Source organism: Tardiphaga sp. OK245 (assembly GCF_900108575.1).
GTDB classification, from domain to species: Bacteria; Pseudomonadota; Alphaproteobacteria; order Rhizobiales; family Xanthobacteraceae; genus Tardiphaga; species Tardiphaga robiniae.
This window is the reverse complement of record NZ_FNWZ01000001.1, coordinates 1,276,997-1,293,078: the sequence shown is the minus strand read 5'-3', so window position 1 is coordinate 1,293,078 and position 16,082 is coordinate 1,276,997. Positions and strand designations below refer to the sequence as shown.

The following is a 16,082-nucleotide window of genomic DNA, read 5'->3' as shown; positions in this document are numbered from 1 at the left end:
GCGAGGGCTTCTTGCTATTTGATCTCCGGCAATCCCGGCGAAAACGCCAACGCGCTCTCGATCCATTTTGCCACGCGCAGTGTGCGCAAGTCGTTCAGATAGGGGCCGACCACCTGCAGGCCGAGCGGCAGATGGTTCTTGCCGAACCCGGCCGGCAGCGACAGCGCGGGCACGCCGATCAGGGTCCATGGCGCGCAATATTCGGCATCGCCGGTATAGCTCAGCCCTTCCGGTGCTTCGCCATAGGCCGGCAGCGTCAGCACCGCATCGTAATTCGTCATCTGCGCGGTGAAGTCCGCGCGCAGCTTCGTCTGCAACGCCTTGGCCTTGAGATAGGCTGCCGCGCTGATGGCGCTGCCGGTTTCCACCAGTTTCTTCAGGTGATCGCTGGTCTTGTCGGGATAGCGTGCGACGAGATCGTCAAAGATCACCGCCCCTTCGGCGGCCAGAATGATGTTGATCGCGTCCCAGTTGCTGCGATCGAGTTCGGGCAGTTCCAGTTCTTCGATGACAGCACCCGCGCTGCGCAGTCGGGCGACGGAGGCTTCGAACACCTGTTGCTGTTCGCTCTCGGCCTTGGCGAATTTGGCAAAGCGCACCACCGCAAGACGCGGCGACGGCAGCGGCGGTACACCGCGCTCGACGGAGATTTCGAAACCCGGCACCGGCGCGCCATGCGGATCGCTGTCGCTGGTGCCTGCGATCAGTGAAAGCGCATAGGCGACGTCGTCGACCTTGCGCGCAAAGAAGCCGATGTGGTCGAGCGACTGGCTAAGGTGGTGTGCGCCGCTGCGGGGGATAGCGCCGAAGCTCGGCTTGAAGCCGACGACGCCGTTGAAGGCAGCGGGACGGATGATAGAGCCCAGCGTCTGCGTGCCCAGCGCCAGGGGCACGATGCCGGCAGCGACGGAGGCTGCCGAGCCGGAGGACGAGCCACCTGGCGTGTGCTTGCTGTTCCATGGATTGGTGGTCGGGCCGGGATGGCGCCAGGCGAATTCGGTGGAGACAGTCTTTCCGAAGATGGTGGCGCCGAGATTGCGCAGACGTTCGACGACCCATGCATCGGCCGATGGCACGTGATCGGCATAGACGGCCGAGCCATTGGTGGTCGGCATGTCTGTGGTGGCGATGATATCCTTGACGGCGACGGGAATGCCGGAGAGCGGCCCTGGCTTGCGCACAGTGTCGGTGGGGAGGACCTCAAAGGCCTTCAGTATGGGCTCGGCAGCCTTGGCCTGTGCGAGCCGCTCCGATGCGTAGTGATCTGCCGCAGATGCGTTGCCCTTGAACAGCCGCAGCAGGTCCAGAACCCCCGCGCCAGATGTTGCAGTGCGCGCGGTTGCATTCGTCATGTCGTGTCGTCCTGAACGTTTCTTCTGGGATCAAGAGAGGCGCGCAGCCGCGAGGCTGCGCGCCTTCGATATTACTTCATCGCCAATGCGGGCTCGATATATTTCTTCACGACAAACTTGGCATAGTCGGGCTGGGCCGCGAGATTGCCGAGCGCGATCTGGGTGTCCATAGAGATCTTCAGCGAGGGTGCAGAAATATCGACGCTGTCCGGATAGACGCCGTCGGCCAGCATACGCTTGACAGCGGATTCGATCACGGCCGGATCCAGCGTTGGAAATTCCTTCTGCGCAATGGCCACGGTCTTGGCAGGATCTTTCTTCATGAAGCGCATCGCCATTTCCATACCGTTGGTGACGCGCTGCGCCAGATCCGGATTGACGTCATTGCGGGCGGTCACCGACGAAAATGCATAGGCGCCGTAGCTCTTCGGGAAGCCGTAGACCACCTTCATGCCCTTGGCGACGACCTGATCGAGGCCGGGTTCATACATCACGGCGACGTCAGCCTGCTTGGCGAGGAACGGACCCGGTTCGCTGCCGATCGCGACGGGGATCATCTCCACATCGGTCTTGCCGTCCATGCCGTTCTCCTTCAGCAGCTTCAGGAACAGCGAGGTGCTGGTGGTCGGCATGGTGCCGACGACCACTTTCTGGCCTTTCAGGCTCTTGACGTCGGTGAACTTGAAATCCGGCGCGGTCGCGATCCACACGGCGGCGCCGTTGACCACATTGGCGATGATGCCGACCGGCGCGCCCTTGGAGGCCGCAATGGCTGTCCATTCCGGGCCATGGATCGAGAACTGTGCGCTGCCGGAGATCACCGCCGAGAGTGCGACTGTGGGCGAGCCTGCGGTTTCCTTGGTGAGGTCGAGGCCCTGCGCGGTGAAGAAGCCCTCGTTAATGGCGACATAGAGCGGCAAGTACAGCATCGACTGGAAGGCCTGCGACAACACCACCTTCTTGTTCTGCGCCATCGCTGGCGTGGCGAGCAGGACTCCAGCCAGCGCAACCGCGCCGGTGATACGCTTCAACAACGACATAGAACGTCTCCGTTATGGTGGAAAAGGAGGGATTAAACCTGGACCTGATGCGAGGTGGTCGCCTGCTTCCACGGCAGCGAGGTGCGCTCGATGATGTCGATGACGTAATAGAGCACGAAGCCGAGGATCATCAGCGTGAACAACCCGACCCAGACCGAGTTGAGGTCGTACAGGCTGGAGGCGAGGAAGATCATGTGGCCGAGGCCGCGCTGCGACGAGATGAACTCGCCGACAACGGCGCCGACCAGGCCGAAACCGATATTGATGCGGAAGGTGGCGATGATCGACGGCAGCGTGGATGGCACCACAGCCTTCCAGAACACCTGATGCTTGTCGGCGCCCATGGAGATCATCAGCGACTGCAGATCGACGTCGGCATCCTTGGCCGCCTGATAAGCGGCGATCAGCGCCACCAGTGCAGTGAGTGAAACGGCGAGTGCGACCTTCGATATCAGGCCGGTGCCGAACCACAGCACCACGATGGGCGCGAGCGCGATCTTCGGCACCGAATTGATGGCGACGATGAAGGGCTCGACCAGTTTGGCGACGAACACCGAATACCACAGCGCCAGACCGAACAGCGATCCGAAGATGGTGCCGATGATGAAGCCCAGAATGGCCTCGAACAGCGTGTACCAGGAATCCGACAGCAGTTCGCCGCTCAGGACCAGCTTGTAGAACGTCGCGAAGATGCCAGATGGCGACCCCATCAAAAATGCCGAGATATAGCCGGCATGGACGCCGAGCTCCCATAGTGCGAAGAACGCTGCGACGGCGAGCAATTGCAGCACGGCGCGGCCGAGCGTGGTGTCGAAGGCCGATCGCTTCTTGCGGGACTTGCGCGGTGCGGTCTTCTTGCGCGCGGATGTGCCGGACATCACGAGGCTCATGATGTTGTCTCCGTCTGGATATCGAGTTCGGCGCAAAGCGTCTTGAAATAGGTCGAGAATTTCACGTCGTTGCGCGCGGTGATGGGTGAGGTTGCCTCGATGTCGATCTCATGCACGACCTTCACCCGTGCCGGGCGGCCGGACAGCACGACGACGCGCTTCGACAGGGCGACCGCCTCGTCGATGTCATGGGTCACGAGGATGACCGTCTTGTTGAATTTCTGGACTGCATCCTTCAGCACGCCTTCGAGATACAGCCGCGTCTGATAATCCAGCGCCGAGAATGGCTCGTCGAGCAGCAGGATGTCGGGATCCATGATCAGCGTACGGATCAGCGCCACGCGCTGGCGCATGCCACCGGACAGGGTCTTGGGATAGGCGTTCTCGAAGCCCGCGAGGCCGAACTGCTTGAGATACTCGCGCGCCTTCTCCTCGGCCTCCTTCTGGTCGACGCCGCGAGTCTCCAGCCCGAGCAGCACATTGCCCATCACCGTGCGCCACGGAAACAGCAGGTCTTTCTGCATCATGTAGCCGACGCGGCCGCGTAGGCTTTCGATTTCCTTGCCGCGATAGGTGATAGTGCCGCCATCGGGCTCCAGCAGGCCGGCGATGATGTTGAAGATGGTCGTCTTGCCGCAGCCGCTGGGGCCAATAATGCTGACGAAATCGCGTTCGTTGATGGTGAAAGAGAGATCGTCGAGCACATTGACGTCGCCGCCCTTGCCGGCAAACGACTTGCTGATGTTCTGGACAGTGAGCTGAACTTGTTTCGGCGGCATGATGCGGTTTCCTGGGTACCGCACATACGCAAGCTGCGTGCCATCTTGGGCGCGAAAAAGCCTCAAGCAATCGCGCAGGTTTTCTGCGGATAGCTTGAGGCTTGAAGTGTTTTGCCCCGGCTTTGGGCAGGCTGGATTTATTCTCGGCGATAAATTGAGCAGGTGTGGCGAAGTGTATTTTTGGCGAACACTTTGCGTTAGCCCGTTACGGCCATCACTGCTTCCTTGATCTTCGCCAGCGCGTAGTTGCCGACCATGGCGACGTCCACATGCGGCAGGTTCGGGAGCTCGTCGGGCGCCACCACGCAATCGACGATGGCGGGTCCGTCACAGGCCAGCGCGTCGGCGATGGCCTTCTTCAAATCACCCGGCTGCTTGGCCGTAAAGCCTTGCGCGCCGCAGGCGCGTGCCAGTGCCGCGAAATCGGGATTGGGGAATTCGATGGCTTCGCGGAACGGCGCCAGGCCGATGCTTTCGGCTTCCAGCGTGATCAGGCCGAGGGCGGAGTTGTTATAGACGATGACCTTGATGGGCAGTTTGTGCTGAACGGCGGTCATGAACTCGCCCATCAGCATGTTGAAGCCGCCGTCGCCGGTGAGCACGATAACCTGCTTGCTGCGATCGAGGATCTGCACGCCGTTGCCCTGGCCGACGGACGTGCCGACCGCGGCATTGTTGAACGAGCCGATGATGCGCTGGGTGCCGTTTTGGCGGATCCAGTTGGCCGACCACAGAGTGTTCAGACCGGTGTCGAACACGAAGATTGCATCGGGCCGTGCGAGATCGCTGGCGATGCGCGCGACGGCCTGCGGGTGGATCTTGTTCTTGCTGCGGGTCGGGTCGGCCTGCTTGTCGAGCATCTCATCCCACTTTTTGCGGGCGTGACTGGTCGTCTCGAAGAACTGGCCGTCGGTCTTGGTTTGCACCCTGTCCAGCAGCATCTTCAACGCAGGGCGTGCCGAGCCGATGACGCCGAGGCTCGTCGGTGTGCGCCTGCCGAGCGCTTCGGCGCGCACATCGATCTGGATGACATTGCCCTTGCGCGGTAGGAAGTTGGAGTAGGGATAGTCGGTGCCGACCATGACGAGCAGGTCGCAATCATGTACGGCATTGTAGACGGCCTTGGTGCCGATCATGCCGAGACCGCCCATCCAGCTTGGATCGTCGAACGCCATGATCTCCTTGCCGCGCACCGAATGCACTAGTGGCGCCTTCAGTTTGTCGCTGAGCGCGCGCAGGAGTTCGGCGGTGCCGATGGCACCGTGGCCGCACATGATGACGACGCTGCCGGCCTCGTCGATGCGGCGCGCGGCTTCCTGTATGGCGGCATCATTCGGGAGGATCTCGCCGCGCGGCACCAGCGTGGCAACGCTCGCTGTCGCCCCTTCGGCTTTCGACGACAGCACGTCGACAGGCAGCGTCAGATGCGCGACGCCGGGCCCTGCATAGGCGGTGGAGATAGCCTGATGGATCACGCCGGGCGCCTGCGCGGCGGTGGTGATGGTCTGGGTGTAGAGTGCGACGTCGCGAAACAGCAGGTCCGGTTCGGTGGTCTGGAAGAAGTCGACGCCTTTGGCTGCCCGCGCCATTTCGCCCGAGAGTGCCAGCACCGGGGCATGATCGCGCGCAGCCTCATAGAGGCCGGCGACGAGATGCGTGCTGCCGGGCCCGGTGGAGCCGGCGCAAACGCCGAGCTTGCCGGTGAGCTTGGCCTGGCCTGCGGCGGCCAGCGCCGCGCCTTCCTCGTGCCGTACCCCGACCCACTCGATCTTGCTGCGCCGGACCGAGTCCGCCAAAGGATTAAGCGAGTCGGCGATCAGGCCGAAAATCTGCTGTACGCCAATCGTCTCAAGCACATGGACAATCTCATCCGCGACAGTTTTCGACATGGGAGCTCCGATTTCTAGAATTGGCTCTCCGCCGGGAGGCGGGCTGATGCAGCTATGCAGTCGGTCCAATTGTGATTGGAACCGAATGGTCGCACTGCAGCAATAGCTGAACCGCGAAACGGTTTCATGATGGTCAATTATGTTTGCGCAATGCTTGGAGAAATGCGCGATGTGTTGAACGTTTGTTACGTGTATCGGAAGATCGGATCGCCATAGTCGATGGCCGGAAATACGTCCTTGTCACTCCAGTAGTCCTGGTTGTGCTGCCACTCCTGCTTGTCGCCGCGCTTCGGCAACAGGTGCATGCCGCGCATGATGTAGCCCGGGTTGAAGTCCTCGGGGTCGATCCATGGCAGCAGCGGCATGTCGCGGTCTTCGGGCCGCAACTGCGGCGTGATCGTCGTGACGCCGGTCGCCTCCATATGCTTCAGCAGCCCGCAGACGAAGTCGGCCACGAGATCGACGCGCAATGTCCAGCTGGCACGGAGATAGCCGAAGATCCACACCATGTTCGGCACGCCGGTGAACATCATGCCGCGATAGGTCACGGTGTCCGAGAAATTCAGCGGTGCGTCATCGATCGAGAAGGCGATATCGCCGAGCATGTTGAGATTGAAGCCGGTGGCGGTGACGACGACGTCGGCGTCGATCGTCTTGCCGGATTTCAGCGTGATGCCCTGTTCGGTGAAGGTCTCGATCTCATCGGTGACGACACTCGCCTTGCCGGCCTTGATGCTCTGGAACAGGTCGCCATCGGGAATGAAGGCGATGCGTTGCCGCCAAGGCCGGTAGCGCGGCGTGAAATGGGTGGCGATGTCGTAGTCCTTGCCGAGATAGGCCTGTACGCCCTTCAGTAGTTCCTCTTTCACCACCTCCGGCTCGCTGTTCGTCCGCTTGGTGAAGGCCTGCTGATCGAACAGGATCTTGCGGCGGACGATCTCGTGGACCCATTCTTCGTCGACATCCAGCTCGCGGAGCGTCTCTGCCAGCGCGTTGACATTGCGGCCGGTGATGAAGAAGGTCGGCGAGCGCTGCAGCATGGTGACTTCAGCGCATTTGTCCGCAATGGCCGGCACCAGTGTCGCGGCAGTCGCGCCGGAGCCGATCACCACGACCTTCTTGCCGGTGATGTCGAGATCGTCCGGCCAGGTCTGCGGATGCACCGTGCGGCCCTTGAACCGGTCCATGCCCGACCACTGCGGCGTGTAACCCTGATTGTGATTATAGTAGCCCTGACACATCCACAGAAAGCGTGTGGTGAAGAACAGCGTTTCGCCAGTGTCGTGGCGGATGACGGTGAGCGTCCAGAGCTTGTCAGCGTTCGACCAGTTGGCGGACAGGATCTTGTGCCGATAGCGGATATGCGTGTCGAGGCCGTTCTCGGCGATCACGTCCCCCATATAGCGCAGGATTTCCGCAGCGGTGGCGATGGGCGCCGATGTCCAGGGCTTGAAGCGATAGCCGAACGTATGCAGGTCACTGTCGGAGCGGATGCCGGGATAGCGATGGGTGTGCCAGGTGCCGCCGAAACTGTCCTGGGTTTCCAGAACCAGAAAACGCGTGTCCGGATTTTGCTTCGTGAGGTGATAAGCGGCGCCGATGCCGGAGATCCCGGCGCCGACAACAATGACATCGACATGTTCGGCGGAGTTTTCGACGGACGAATCTGTGGCGATTTTTCCCTGGGCGTTCATGGGCTCCCGATCTTTTTCGCGCCGCCTCCTTGCTGAGGGCGGTTTGGGACAAGGGTAAGTGCCGGGAGAGCATTGCCGCAAGGGGTATTCCAGGGGAGCTGACAGGTGCGAGTAAACAGCACAACCCCACGCAGACAATAATTCCAGGAAATCAACGTTTGAAGACGATATTCCATTGGGTTGTGCCAGGTAATTCGGCACCTTTAAGGAGAAATTTAGATCGTCTGGGCAGGATGGCACGCGTCAAGTTGAGGAGTGTGCATCGTGATCAGCCCTGCATCCTGGACGCCTTGGTACCAGCCATTCGTGACGCCGGTAGCACCGTCTCCGCCCGATGCCGCAATGCCGTCGCCGCAAGCCGCGCCGGCCACGGCCGACCTCGATGTGCCGGACGCAACGGGCAAACCTGCCAAGACGACGACCGCGAGTATCGGCGTGTCGCCGGTGGTTCTCGCCTTTTTGCTGCGGATGCAGGAATTCAACCTCAAGGTCCTGTCGGGGACCGATGGCAATGACGTGATGCGTGCCGAGGGTGGCGCGCTGGTCGACGCCGGCGATGGCAACGACCGTATCGACGTCTGGTCAGACAGCGTGGTCGATGCAGGCGCCGGTGATGACGTGGTCAAGGCATGGTCGGGAGCCGGCGTCGTCGGCGGCTCAGGCAATGATCGCATCGATGCCTGGTCCGATAGTATCGTCGATGCAGGTTCGGGCGATGATTTCGTCAGGGCCTGGTCGAACGCCCGGGTATCGGGCGGCTCCGGTCATGACCAGATCGCGGCATGGTCCGACAGCCAGGTCGATGGCGGCAGCGGCGATGACATGATCTCAGCCTGGTCGAACTCCATCGTCGCAGGCGGCGCCGGCAACGATGTCATCAGTGCATGGTCCAACAGCCGCGTGGCGGGCGGAGCCGGCGATGATGCGATTTCAGTGTGGAGCGATTCGGTGGTGAGTTTCGCCGCCGGCGATGGCCGAGACACAATCAACGCGTCGATGAATACGACTCTCGAACTCGGCGCCGGGATTTCCCGTGCCAAGACCCATGTCGCAATCTCGGGCAGCACGGCAACGATCACCTTCGATGGCAGCGAGGATCAGATCACGTTGAATCTCGATCCGCGCAGCCCCGCGATGCTGGCTTTTGCCGATGGCTCGATCATGGAGGTCAAGTCCGAACCCATTCGATTGATGCGCCTCGCCTGACGACGAGGCTAGCCACGCGGGCGGCTTATGTTTCGGCCGCTGGAGCCACTGTCGGCGCCTGGGCCTTGCGTCTCGAGAACAGGATGCGCTGATACAGCCAGCCGATGGCTACCAGCACGAGGCCGAGGCACATGAAGGACAGTGCGCGGTAGACGCCGGTGAGCGACGACATGTCGACCAGGAACGCCTTCAGCACCGTCAATGCGATGACCACGGCGGAGGCGAGCCGCGCGCGCTGCGAGTTGAACAGGATGCCGATGCCGAGCAGCACGACGCCAAAGCCGAGCCACGCGATCGACAACGTATATTGCTCGGCGTCGGTGATTGAAGCGTTGTAGAAGATCGGACCGTGATAGATGCGGCGGATTTGCAGCGTCACGTAGGCCAGCGCCAGTACGAGCGCACCGCCAGCGATGGTGTTGCCATAGGCGGGCTTGCGACGGCCCGCTACGGCGTAGGACAGCAGCAGAGCGAGCACCGCGGGCAGAGCATAGCCGAGCAGCAGTAGGTTGAAGATTACGCCGCCGACATCGATACGCCAGATGCCGGGATTGGTGATGAAGAGCAACCCGCCGAGACTTGCGACGCCGGCGAACAATATCAGCAGCCCGGCACTGACGCTGTGAACGATGCTGCGGCTCCGCTCCCACAGGCGTTCCAGTCCGATTGCCATGGCCAACGCGACGCAGACCTGCAGCGCGACCTCGGTGAGGCTTGAGGAGGACCGATAGACATCGCCGCCATTCACGAAGTGGCGGATCTCCATAAAGGCCAGCAACACTGTGAACAGAATCGCAGCGGATTCCACCATGCGCAGCGGCGCGTCATCGCCGCGGCGGCGCATCAGGATGCTGGCGGCCCAGAACGATGCAGCGGGCACGCCGTAGCCCCACAGCAGCCAGTTGAAGATCGGCGTGGTGCCGACGAGATCGCCGACCACGCGGGGCTCCCAGCCCATCCGGGCGACGACAATGCCGGCAAGGATGGCCGCGAGCCAGCGCAGGAACGGGATCGGCCGCTGCATGGAGATCCAGGCTGTGCCCAGCGCCATCAGCGACAGTGCGATGGTGAGCCAGCCTTTCTCCAGTGCAAAGGTCAGCCCCAGCGCCAGCGCACCGAGCGTACCGGTGGCGAACAGCGCCGTGGAGATCGCGAGGCCCGGACGTGGCTCGCGCTTGCCGAGCAGTTCGGTGGCGGCCGCGAAGGCTGCGCCGATGATCACGGCGAGAATGGCGAAGGGGATCGAGCGATCGAGATGCGCGATGCGGGCATAGAGCGCGATCAACAGCGCCAGCGGCGTGAATACCGCGGCGCCCGACCAGATCACCGGAATAACGGCACTAACGGATCGGCCCTGGGCGAGGAAGCCGAGCACGCCGAAGCCAATGGCGAAGATGGCGGCGGATGCGAGATGCAGCGACACCGAGCTTTCCACCGGGCTGGCGCCGATGCCGGCTAGCGGCCCGCCGGGCAGTACCAGCATGTCGAGATTGCCCTGGATGGCCCACTCCAGGAAGACCACGGCGACGAAGCCAGCGGCCACGGCAACCGCCGCGGTGGCCGCTTGTGCGTACCATGCGACGAACAGCGTGCCGGCGACGATCAGCGCGAAGGTCACCATGGCCATGTCGGCATGGAAGCTCGAGAGCGCCACCAGCGTCGCGCTGAGCAGGCTCGCACTGAGGGCGCCGGACGAGATGCCTTCGATGCGGCCTTCTTCAGCCGGCGGGCCGTACAGGAAGCCGCAGACGACCAGCAGCGAGGCAAGCAGGAAGCCGGCGAGGACGTGGAATGTATGCGGTGCAAGGGCAGGTGTCCCGGCGTCGAGGCCCGGCAGGGTCCACAGCGTCGCGAAGACGATGGTGGTCAGCGCCAGCCAGCGCCACAGCCGGATACGCGCAAGGCTGAAGGCGGCCGCCATGACGATGGCGAGATAGATATACAGCGCCCAGTAATCCGGCTTGCCGGACGACACCAAAACCGGCGTGACGAAGGCGGCGGCAATGCCGAGGCCCGCGAGCGCCGGGCCGTGCAGCAATGCCGCGGCCATGGTGCACATGGCGACGATGCCGAGCAGGGCGAAGGCCGTGCCGGGGACGAGGAAGTTATACAGCGCATAGGCCGCATAGACTGTGGCGAAGGCGACGGCAGTGCCGGCGGCCGTGAGGATCGCCGGAATATTGGCGATGGGCAGCGGTGCGATTGCCGAGAGGCTTTCCTTGCGGCGGGCGAATTCGCCGACGGCGAGCAGCGCCAGCGCGAACAACCCGCCGAGCAGCACGCGCACTCCGGGGCCGAGCAGGCCGGCCTCAATGGAATAGCGCACCATGAAGAAGCCGCCGAGTGCCAGCGTGAGGCCGCCGACCCAGACCACCCAGCGCGTGCCGATGCGTTCCTCGAAGCCGGGGCCAGCCGCAGGGGCTTCCACAGGCGCAGCGGGTTCGGGCGTAGTATGAGCAGGGACATCCGGCTGGATCGAGGGGGCAGCTTCGCGGGTCACCTCGGTTGGAGTCTCGGATACGGCAGGGGCGGATGCAATGTTCGGCGTGGTCGGTGTGAGGTCCGGCCTTGCGACGGCGGCCGGCGTTGCCGCCACGCGCGGCAGCGCCTCATAGGCGTCGACCCGGGCGCGCAGCACCTTCACTTCATTGCGCGCCTTGCGCGCGAAGATGAAGGCAACGATGGCAATCACTAGCGTGACGAAACCGAAATCATCGAACATCGACTATCAAACCTTCAGGAAGCAGGGCACACGCCAATCATGCCCCGGAACGGCGCCCGGGGACATGGCCATCGGTATGTGTTGTCGTGGAGAACTTTAGTTCACGCGCTGCGCGTAATTGCTGGAATTAATCCAGATCGAGGCGGAACGGCTTGCCGATCACGGTCAGATTGCCGGGGCCCATCTCGTCGAGCGCGCGGACCATACGGCCGCCGCGGCCCAGCGCCTTGTCGGCGAGGGTCACGAGCAGGCGGTTAGGGGAGGCGATTGGCGAGGCCGCGCGGATTCGCAGCGCGATGTCGCGCTCGTCGCGGTCCGGATTGAGCATGCAGGCGGCGGCAAAGGCGCTGGCGGTGGAACGCGAGATGCCGGCATAGCAATGGATCACCAGCGGCGAGGCGCGATCCCAGCCGCGGACGAAGTCTAGCACCTGCGTGATGTGGCCTTCGTTGGGCGCGACAAAGCCGTCCATCGCCTCGGTGATGTCGTCGACCTGCACCCTGAGATGATTGGCCTCCGAAATAGATGGCGGTCGCTGCACCTGCGCGACATTGGCCATGATGGTGAGCACGTGGCTCGCAGCCGTGTCCTTCACGGTGGGATGCAGATCGGCGAGCGAGCAGACGTGGATCATCGGGGAACCTTTTGTTGAGCGTCGTTATAACGCTCCGTTCTCTCCACGTCATGCCCGGGCATGACGGAGTTTAAATTACGCCAGCAGCGCCTCAAACCTTGCCAGAAACCGCTTCTCAGCCTTCCCCGCCGACCACGGCGTCAGGTAATCTTCCACCATGGCTTCCGAGAGGCCGGGATCCTTGCCGAACAGACGCTTTGCCTCGGCTTCCTTGAAGCCTGCAAGGCGTGTGGCTTCCAGATAGGCGGCGCCCATATCGGCGGCCTTGATCTGTTTGGTGATCCCGGGCTCCAGCGCCGGCGGCAGGCCGAAGCGGATGTGGATGGCGCCGAGCAGGCGATTCTCGATCACCTTGTAGTCGCCGCCAATCACCGCCTTGAACGGCGAGATCATGTCGCCGATGACATATTCCGGCGCGTCATGCAGCAGGGCCGCGAGCCGCACACGCTCGTCGGCGCGCGGCATCTGCTCGCGCAAAACGGCTTCCACGAGAAGCGTGTGCTGTGCCACCGAGAAAATGTGCGCGCCGTGGGTCTGCCCGTTCCAGCGCGCGACGCGCGCGAGCCCGTGGGCAATATCGGCAATTTCGATATCGAGCGGCGAGGGATCGAGCAGATCAAGCCGCCGGCCCGACAGCATGCGTTGCCAGGCGCGGGTGGCGACGTCGCGGGAAAATCTTTGGTCGAATTTCGATTTGGTCATCGGTTTTTGGTCTTGAGTTTCTTGCTGCTACTTCGCCTTGAGGCGCGGCTTGCGCTTCAGGCCCATGCAGGCCTCGTGGCAAAAGCAAGTCACGAGATGATCGTTGACCATGCCTGTGGCCTCCATAAAGGCATAGACGATGGTCGGGCCGACGAATTTGAAGCCGCGCCCCTGCAGGTCTTTCGAGATGTTGGCCGATAGCGGTGTCGAGGCAGGCACGCTGCCATGGGTCTTGAAATTGTTGACCAGCGGCTTGCCGTCGACGAAGTCCCACAGATATTTCGAGAAGCCGGCGCCTTCTTCCATGATTTTCAGATAGCCCTTGGCGCTGAGGATCGCGCCTTCGATCTTGGCGCGGTTGCGCACGATGCCGGCATCGTTCATCAGCGCATGAACTTTCTTCTCGCCGTAGCGCGCGATTTTTTCCGGCTGAAAGTCATCGAATGCTTTGCGGAAATTGTCGCGCTTGCGCAGGATGGTGATCCAGGAGAGGCCGGCCTGGAAGCCATCGAGGATCAGCTTCTCGTAGAGCGCGCGGTCGTCGTATTCCGGGACGCCCCATTCGGTGTCGTGATAGGCCACATAGAACGGATCTTCACCCGGCCACGGGCAGCGCGTCTTGCCGTCGGCATGCGTGATCGCGGGTTTGCTCATGCCGAGATCTTTTTCATGCGGGGGTCTTCTTCGTGGCCAGCGCGCGTACGGCGGCGGCGTCGGCCAGATGAATGGCGATATCGCCAGCCAGGAAAGCTGCATTGGCGTCGAGCGCATCACTGGCGCGGTCGGTGCGGATCGTGGCGAGGCCACGGCCATCGGCAGACGAGCCCATGGTGCCGATCGGCTTGTCCGCAGCGCGGATTTCGGTGCCGGCGGCCGGCGCCGCGCCATCCAGCGTGACGCCGACGATGCGCGTGCGCGCGGTGCCGCGATGCTGCATGCGGGAGACGACCTCCTGGCCGATGTAACAGCCCTTGTCGAAATCGACACCGGAGAGCTTGTCCATATTGGCTTCGTGCGGGAACGCATCGCCATAGGCGAAATCAGCTCCGCCGCGTGGCACACCGAGCCTGATGCGGTGCGCCTCATAGGCCGACGCATCGACCAGTTCGGCCCCGACCAGCGCCGCCGTCTTTGCGGCGAGATCCGCCGGCACGAGGATGCGATAGCCGAGCTCCGCATTGCGCGGATCGGCGAAGGTCAGGTCCGGCTTCATGCCGGGCTCGCCATCCCACACCGCAAGCACGCCGAACGCGTCGGAGAGATTCTCTACCGTCACCTTGGCGCGCAGCTTGTAGAAGCCGAGCTTGGTGGCCAGCGGTTGTGCCAGTTCGCGCGGGCAGTCGATCAGGAGCCCGCCGCCATGGCCGGCCGGCGCTTCGGTGATGAGGAAGTCGGCAATGATCTTGCCCTGCGGCGTCAGCAGCGCGCCGAACCGCGCGGTGCCCGGCGTCAACACCTCGATCTCGGAGGTCACGAGGTTGTTGAGGAAACCGCGGGCGTCGTCGCCGGCAATTTTCACCACACCCCGATCGGGGAGAAACGCTGCTTTCATTGGGAAAATCTCGAAAAAATCCAATAAACGAGCCAGGAAACGAGGGTGAATCACGGCTGGCGGATATGACAGCCAAAGTTAAGCCGCTAAGATGCCGACAACAAGGCCCGCGCTCATCCTGCGCGGCATTCACAGGCTGTGACGAGACCAGATGACCCAGACATTCGATACGATTTTGAAGAACGGCACCGTCGTCAATCAGGACGGCGAGGGTGCGCGCGATATCGGCATTCGCAATGGCCGAATCGCCGCCATCGGATCGCTCGGCGCGGCCTCGGCCGCCGAAGTAATCGACTGCAAGGGGCTGCACATCCTGCCCGGCGTGATCGACACCCAGGTGCATTTCCGCGAGCCGGGCCTCGAGCAGAAGGAAGACCTGGAGACCGGATCACGCAGCGCCGTGATGGGCGGCGTCACCGGCGTGTTCGAAATGCCGAATACCAATCCGCTGACCATCGACGAAGCCACCTTCACCGACAAGGTGAAGCGCGGCCATCACCGCATGCATTGCGATTACGCCTTCTTCATCGGCGGGACCCGCGAGAACGTGCAGGATCTGCCGGAGCTCGAACGTGCGCCCGGCTGCGCCGGCGTGAAAGTATTCATCGGCTCATCGACCGGCGCGCTGCTGGTCGAGGACGACGACAGCCTCCGCCGCATCTTCCAGGTCATCAAGCGCCGCGCCGCCTTCCATGCCGAAGACGAATATCGCCTCAACGAGCGCAAGAACCTGCGCATCGAAGGCGACACCCGTTCGCACCCGGTGTGGCGTGACGAGACTGCGGCACTGATGGCGACGCAGCGGCTGGTCAACCTTGCGCGCGAGACCGGCAAGCGCATTCATGTTCTGCATATCTCGACGAAAGAAGAGATCGAATATTTGCGCGAGCACAAGGATGTCGCGTCCTGCGAGGCGACGCCGCATCATCTGACCATGGCGGCGCCGGAGTGCTATGAGCGCCTCGGCACGCTGGCGCAGATGAACCCGCCGGTGCGCGATGCCAGCCATCGCGACGGCATCTGGAACGGTATCAGTCAGGGCATCATCGACGTGCTCGGCTCTGATCACGCCCCGCACACGCTTGAGGAAAAGAAGAAAGTCTATCCGGCGTCGCCCTCGGGAATGACCGGCGTGCAGACGCTGGTGCCGATCATGCTGGATCACGTCAATGCCGGCCGCCTGTCGCTGGCGCGCTTCGTCGATCTGTCGAGCGCCGGTCCCGCACGGCTCTACAACATCGCCATGAAGGGCCGCATCGCGGCGGGCTATGACGCCGACTTCACCATCGTGGATCTCAAGCGCACCGAGACCATCACCAATGACTGGGTAGCCTCTAAGGCCGGCTGGACGCCCTATGACGGTGTGAAAGTCACTGGCTGGCCCGTCGGCACCTTCGTGCGCGGCCGCCGCGTGATGTGGCAGGGCGAGCTAGTCACGCCGTCGCAGGGTGAGACGGTGAAATTCCTGGAGACGTTGAAGGCTTGAACTCTTCACCCTCCCCTGGAGGGGGGCGATGCATGCGAAGCTCGCAGCGGGGTGGGGTGAAATCACGAGCGACGTAGTGTGTGGCCTCACCCCACCCCGTCTCGCATCCGCTTCGCGGATTGCTCACCGACCCTCC

At 62.8% G+C, this 16,082-nt stretch carries 13 protein-coding genes; 2 read left to right on the top strand and 11 right to left on the bottom strand.

From position 1 onward, the window contains the following. Positions 1-14: 14 nt before the first annotated feature. The 6 genes from BLW80_RS05950 to BLW80_RS05925 form a co-directional block, all read right to left on the bottom strand. Positions 15-1,352, bottom strand: coding sequence for an amidase (locus BLW80_RS05950; RefSeq protein WP_093757172.1), 1,338 nt, complete (start codon positions 1,350-1,352; stop codon positions 15-17). Between the two features lie 71 nt (positions 1,353-1,423). Further along, the gene (locus tag BLW80_RS05945; protein WP_093757171.1) at positions 1,424-2,392 is read right to left on the bottom strand and encodes an ABC transporter substrate-binding protein; all 969 of its coding nucleotides are present in this window, start codon (positions 2,390-2,392) and stop codon (positions 1,424-1,426) included. Positions 2,393-2,424: 32 nt separating this feature from the next. After that, a complete protein-coding gene (locus BLW80_RS05940) occupies positions 2,425-3,282 on the bottom strand; it encodes an ABC transporter permease (RefSeq protein WP_210185302.1) in 858 nt (285 codons plus the stop codon). Further along, positions 3,279-4,061 carry an ABC transporter ATP-binding protein gene (locus tag BLW80_RS05935; protein ID WP_089265846.1) on the bottom strand — a complete coding sequence of 261 codons (783 nt, stop codon included), beginning with the start codon at positions 4,059-4,061 and terminating at the stop codon, positions 3,279-3,281. The genes BLW80_RS05940 and BLW80_RS05935 overlap by 4 nt, the downstream gene beginning before the upstream one ends. Positions 4,062-4,258: 197 nt before the next feature. Further along, positions 4,259-5,950 carry a thiamine pyrophosphate-dependent enzyme gene (locus tag BLW80_RS05930; protein ID WP_093757170.1) on the bottom strand — a complete coding sequence of 564 codons (1,692 nt, stop codon included), beginning with the start codon at positions 5,948-5,950 and terminating at the stop codon, positions 4,259-4,261. Positions 5,951-6,135: 185 nt separating this feature from the next. Next, complete coding sequence (locus tag BLW80_RS05925; protein WP_093757169.1) at positions 6,136-7,644, bottom strand: flavin-containing monooxygenase; 1,509 nt, start codon at positions 7,642-7,644, stop codon at positions 6,136-6,138. Positions 7,645-7,908: 264 nt separating this feature from the next. Here BLW80_RS05925 and BLW80_RS05920 point away from each other — a divergent pair, with 264 nt between their 5' ends. Further along, a complete protein-coding gene (locus BLW80_RS05920) occupies positions 7,909-8,850 on the top strand; it encodes a hypothetical protein (protein ID WP_139285781.1) in 942 nt (313 codons plus the stop codon). Positions 8,851-8,875: 25 nt separating this feature from the next. Here the strand turns inward: BLW80_RS05920 and BLW80_RS05915 are convergent, their stop codons facing one another. The 5 genes from BLW80_RS05915 to ygfZ all read right to left on the bottom strand — a co-directional run bounded on the left by BLW80_RS05915 (position 8,876) and on the right by ygfZ (position 14,460). Continuing rightward, the gene (locus BLW80_RS05915; protein WP_093757167.1) at positions 8,876-11,572 is read right to left on the bottom strand and encodes a DUF2339 domain-containing protein; all 2,697 of its coding nucleotides are present in this window, start codon (positions 11,570-11,572) and stop codon (positions 8,876-8,878) included. Positions 11,573-11,699: 127 nt separating this feature from the next. After that, positions 11,700-12,206 carry a tyrosine phosphatase family protein gene (locus BLW80_RS05910; RefSeq protein WP_089265850.1) on the bottom strand — a complete coding sequence of 169 codons (507 nt, stop codon included), beginning with the start codon at positions 12,204-12,206 and terminating at the stop codon, positions 11,700-11,702. Between the two features lie 75 nt (positions 12,207-12,281). Further along, positions 12,282-12,908: a YfbR-like 5'-deoxynucleotidase gene (locus BLW80_RS05905; protein WP_093757166.1), complete on the bottom strand. Its 627-nt coding sequence runs from the start codon at positions 12,906-12,908 to the stop codon at positions 12,282-12,284. Positions 12,909-12,935: 27 nt separating this feature from the next. Continuing rightward, entirely contained in the window at positions 12,936-13,562 is a 627-nt protein-coding gene (locus BLW80_RS05900) for a DNA-3-methyladenine glycosylase I (RefSeq protein WP_093757165.1), read from the bottom strand. A 13-nt stretch (positions 13,563-13,575) separates the two neighbouring features. Further along, on the bottom strand, positions 13,576-14,460 hold the full coding sequence (gene ygfZ, locus BLW80_RS05895; RefSeq protein ID WP_093757164.1) for a CAF17-like 4Fe-4S cluster assembly/insertion protein YgfZ: 885 nt from the start codon (positions 14,458-14,460) through the stop codon (positions 13,576-13,578). Positions 14,461-14,611: 151 nt separating this feature from the next. Here ygfZ and BLW80_RS05890 point away from each other — a divergent pair, with 151 nt between their 5' ends. Next, positions 14,612-15,946, top strand: coding sequence for a dihydroorotase (locus BLW80_RS05890; RefSeq protein WP_093757163.1), 1,335 nt, complete (start codon positions 14,612-14,614; stop codon positions 15,944-15,946). Positions 15,947-16,082: the final 136 nt, after the last annotated feature.

Excerpts from the sequence above, each read along its gene's own strand:
- BLW80_RS05910 (WP_089265850.1), bottom strand. The coding sequence starts at position 12,206 with ATGATCCACGTCTGCTCGCTCGCCGATCTGCATCCCACCGTGAAGGAC.
- BLW80_RS05890 (WP_093757163.1), top strand. The coding sequence starts at position 14,612 with ATGACCCAGACATTCGATACGATTTTGAAGAACGGCACCGTCGTCAAT.
- BLW80_RS05950 (WP_093757172.1), bottom strand. The coding sequence starts at position 1,352 with ATGACGAATGCAACCGCGCGCACTGCAACATCTGGCGCGGGGGTTCTG.
- BLW80_RS05915 (WP_093757167.1), bottom strand. The coding sequence starts at position 11,572 with ATGTTCGATGATTTCGGTTTCGTCACGCTAGTGATTGCCATCGTTGCC.
- BLW80_RS05935 (WP_089265846.1), bottom strand. The coding sequence starts at position 4,061 with ATGCCGCCGAAACAAGTTCAGCTCACTGTCCAGAACATCAGCAAGTCG.
- BLW80_RS05930 (WP_093757170.1), bottom strand. The coding sequence starts at position 5,950 with ATGTCGAAAACTGTCGCGGATGAGATTGTCCATGTGCTTGAGACGATT.
- BLW80_RS05940 (WP_210185302.1), bottom strand. The coding sequence starts at position 3,282 with ATGAGCCTCGTGATGTCCGGCACATCCGCGCGCAAGAAGACCGCACCG.
- BLW80_RS05905 (WP_093757166.1), bottom strand. The coding sequence starts at position 12,908 with ATGACCAAATCGAAATTCGACCAAAGATTTTCCCGCGACGTCGCCACC.
- BLW80_RS05900 (WP_093757165.1), bottom strand. The coding sequence starts at position 13,562 with ATGAGCAAACCCGCGATCACGCATGCCGACGGCAAGACGCGCTGCCCG.
- ygfZ (WP_093757164.1), bottom strand. The coding sequence starts at position 14,460 with ATGAAAGCAGCGTTTCTCCCCGATCGGGGTGTGGTGAAAATTGCCGGC.
- BLW80_RS05945 (WP_093757171.1), bottom strand. The coding sequence starts at position 2,392 with ATGTCGTTGTTGAAGCGTATCACCGGCGCGGTTGCGCTGGCTGGAGTC.
- BLW80_RS05925 (WP_093757169.1), bottom strand. The coding sequence starts at position 7,644 with ATGAACGCCCAGGGAAAAATCGCCACAGATTCGTCCGTCGAAAACTCC.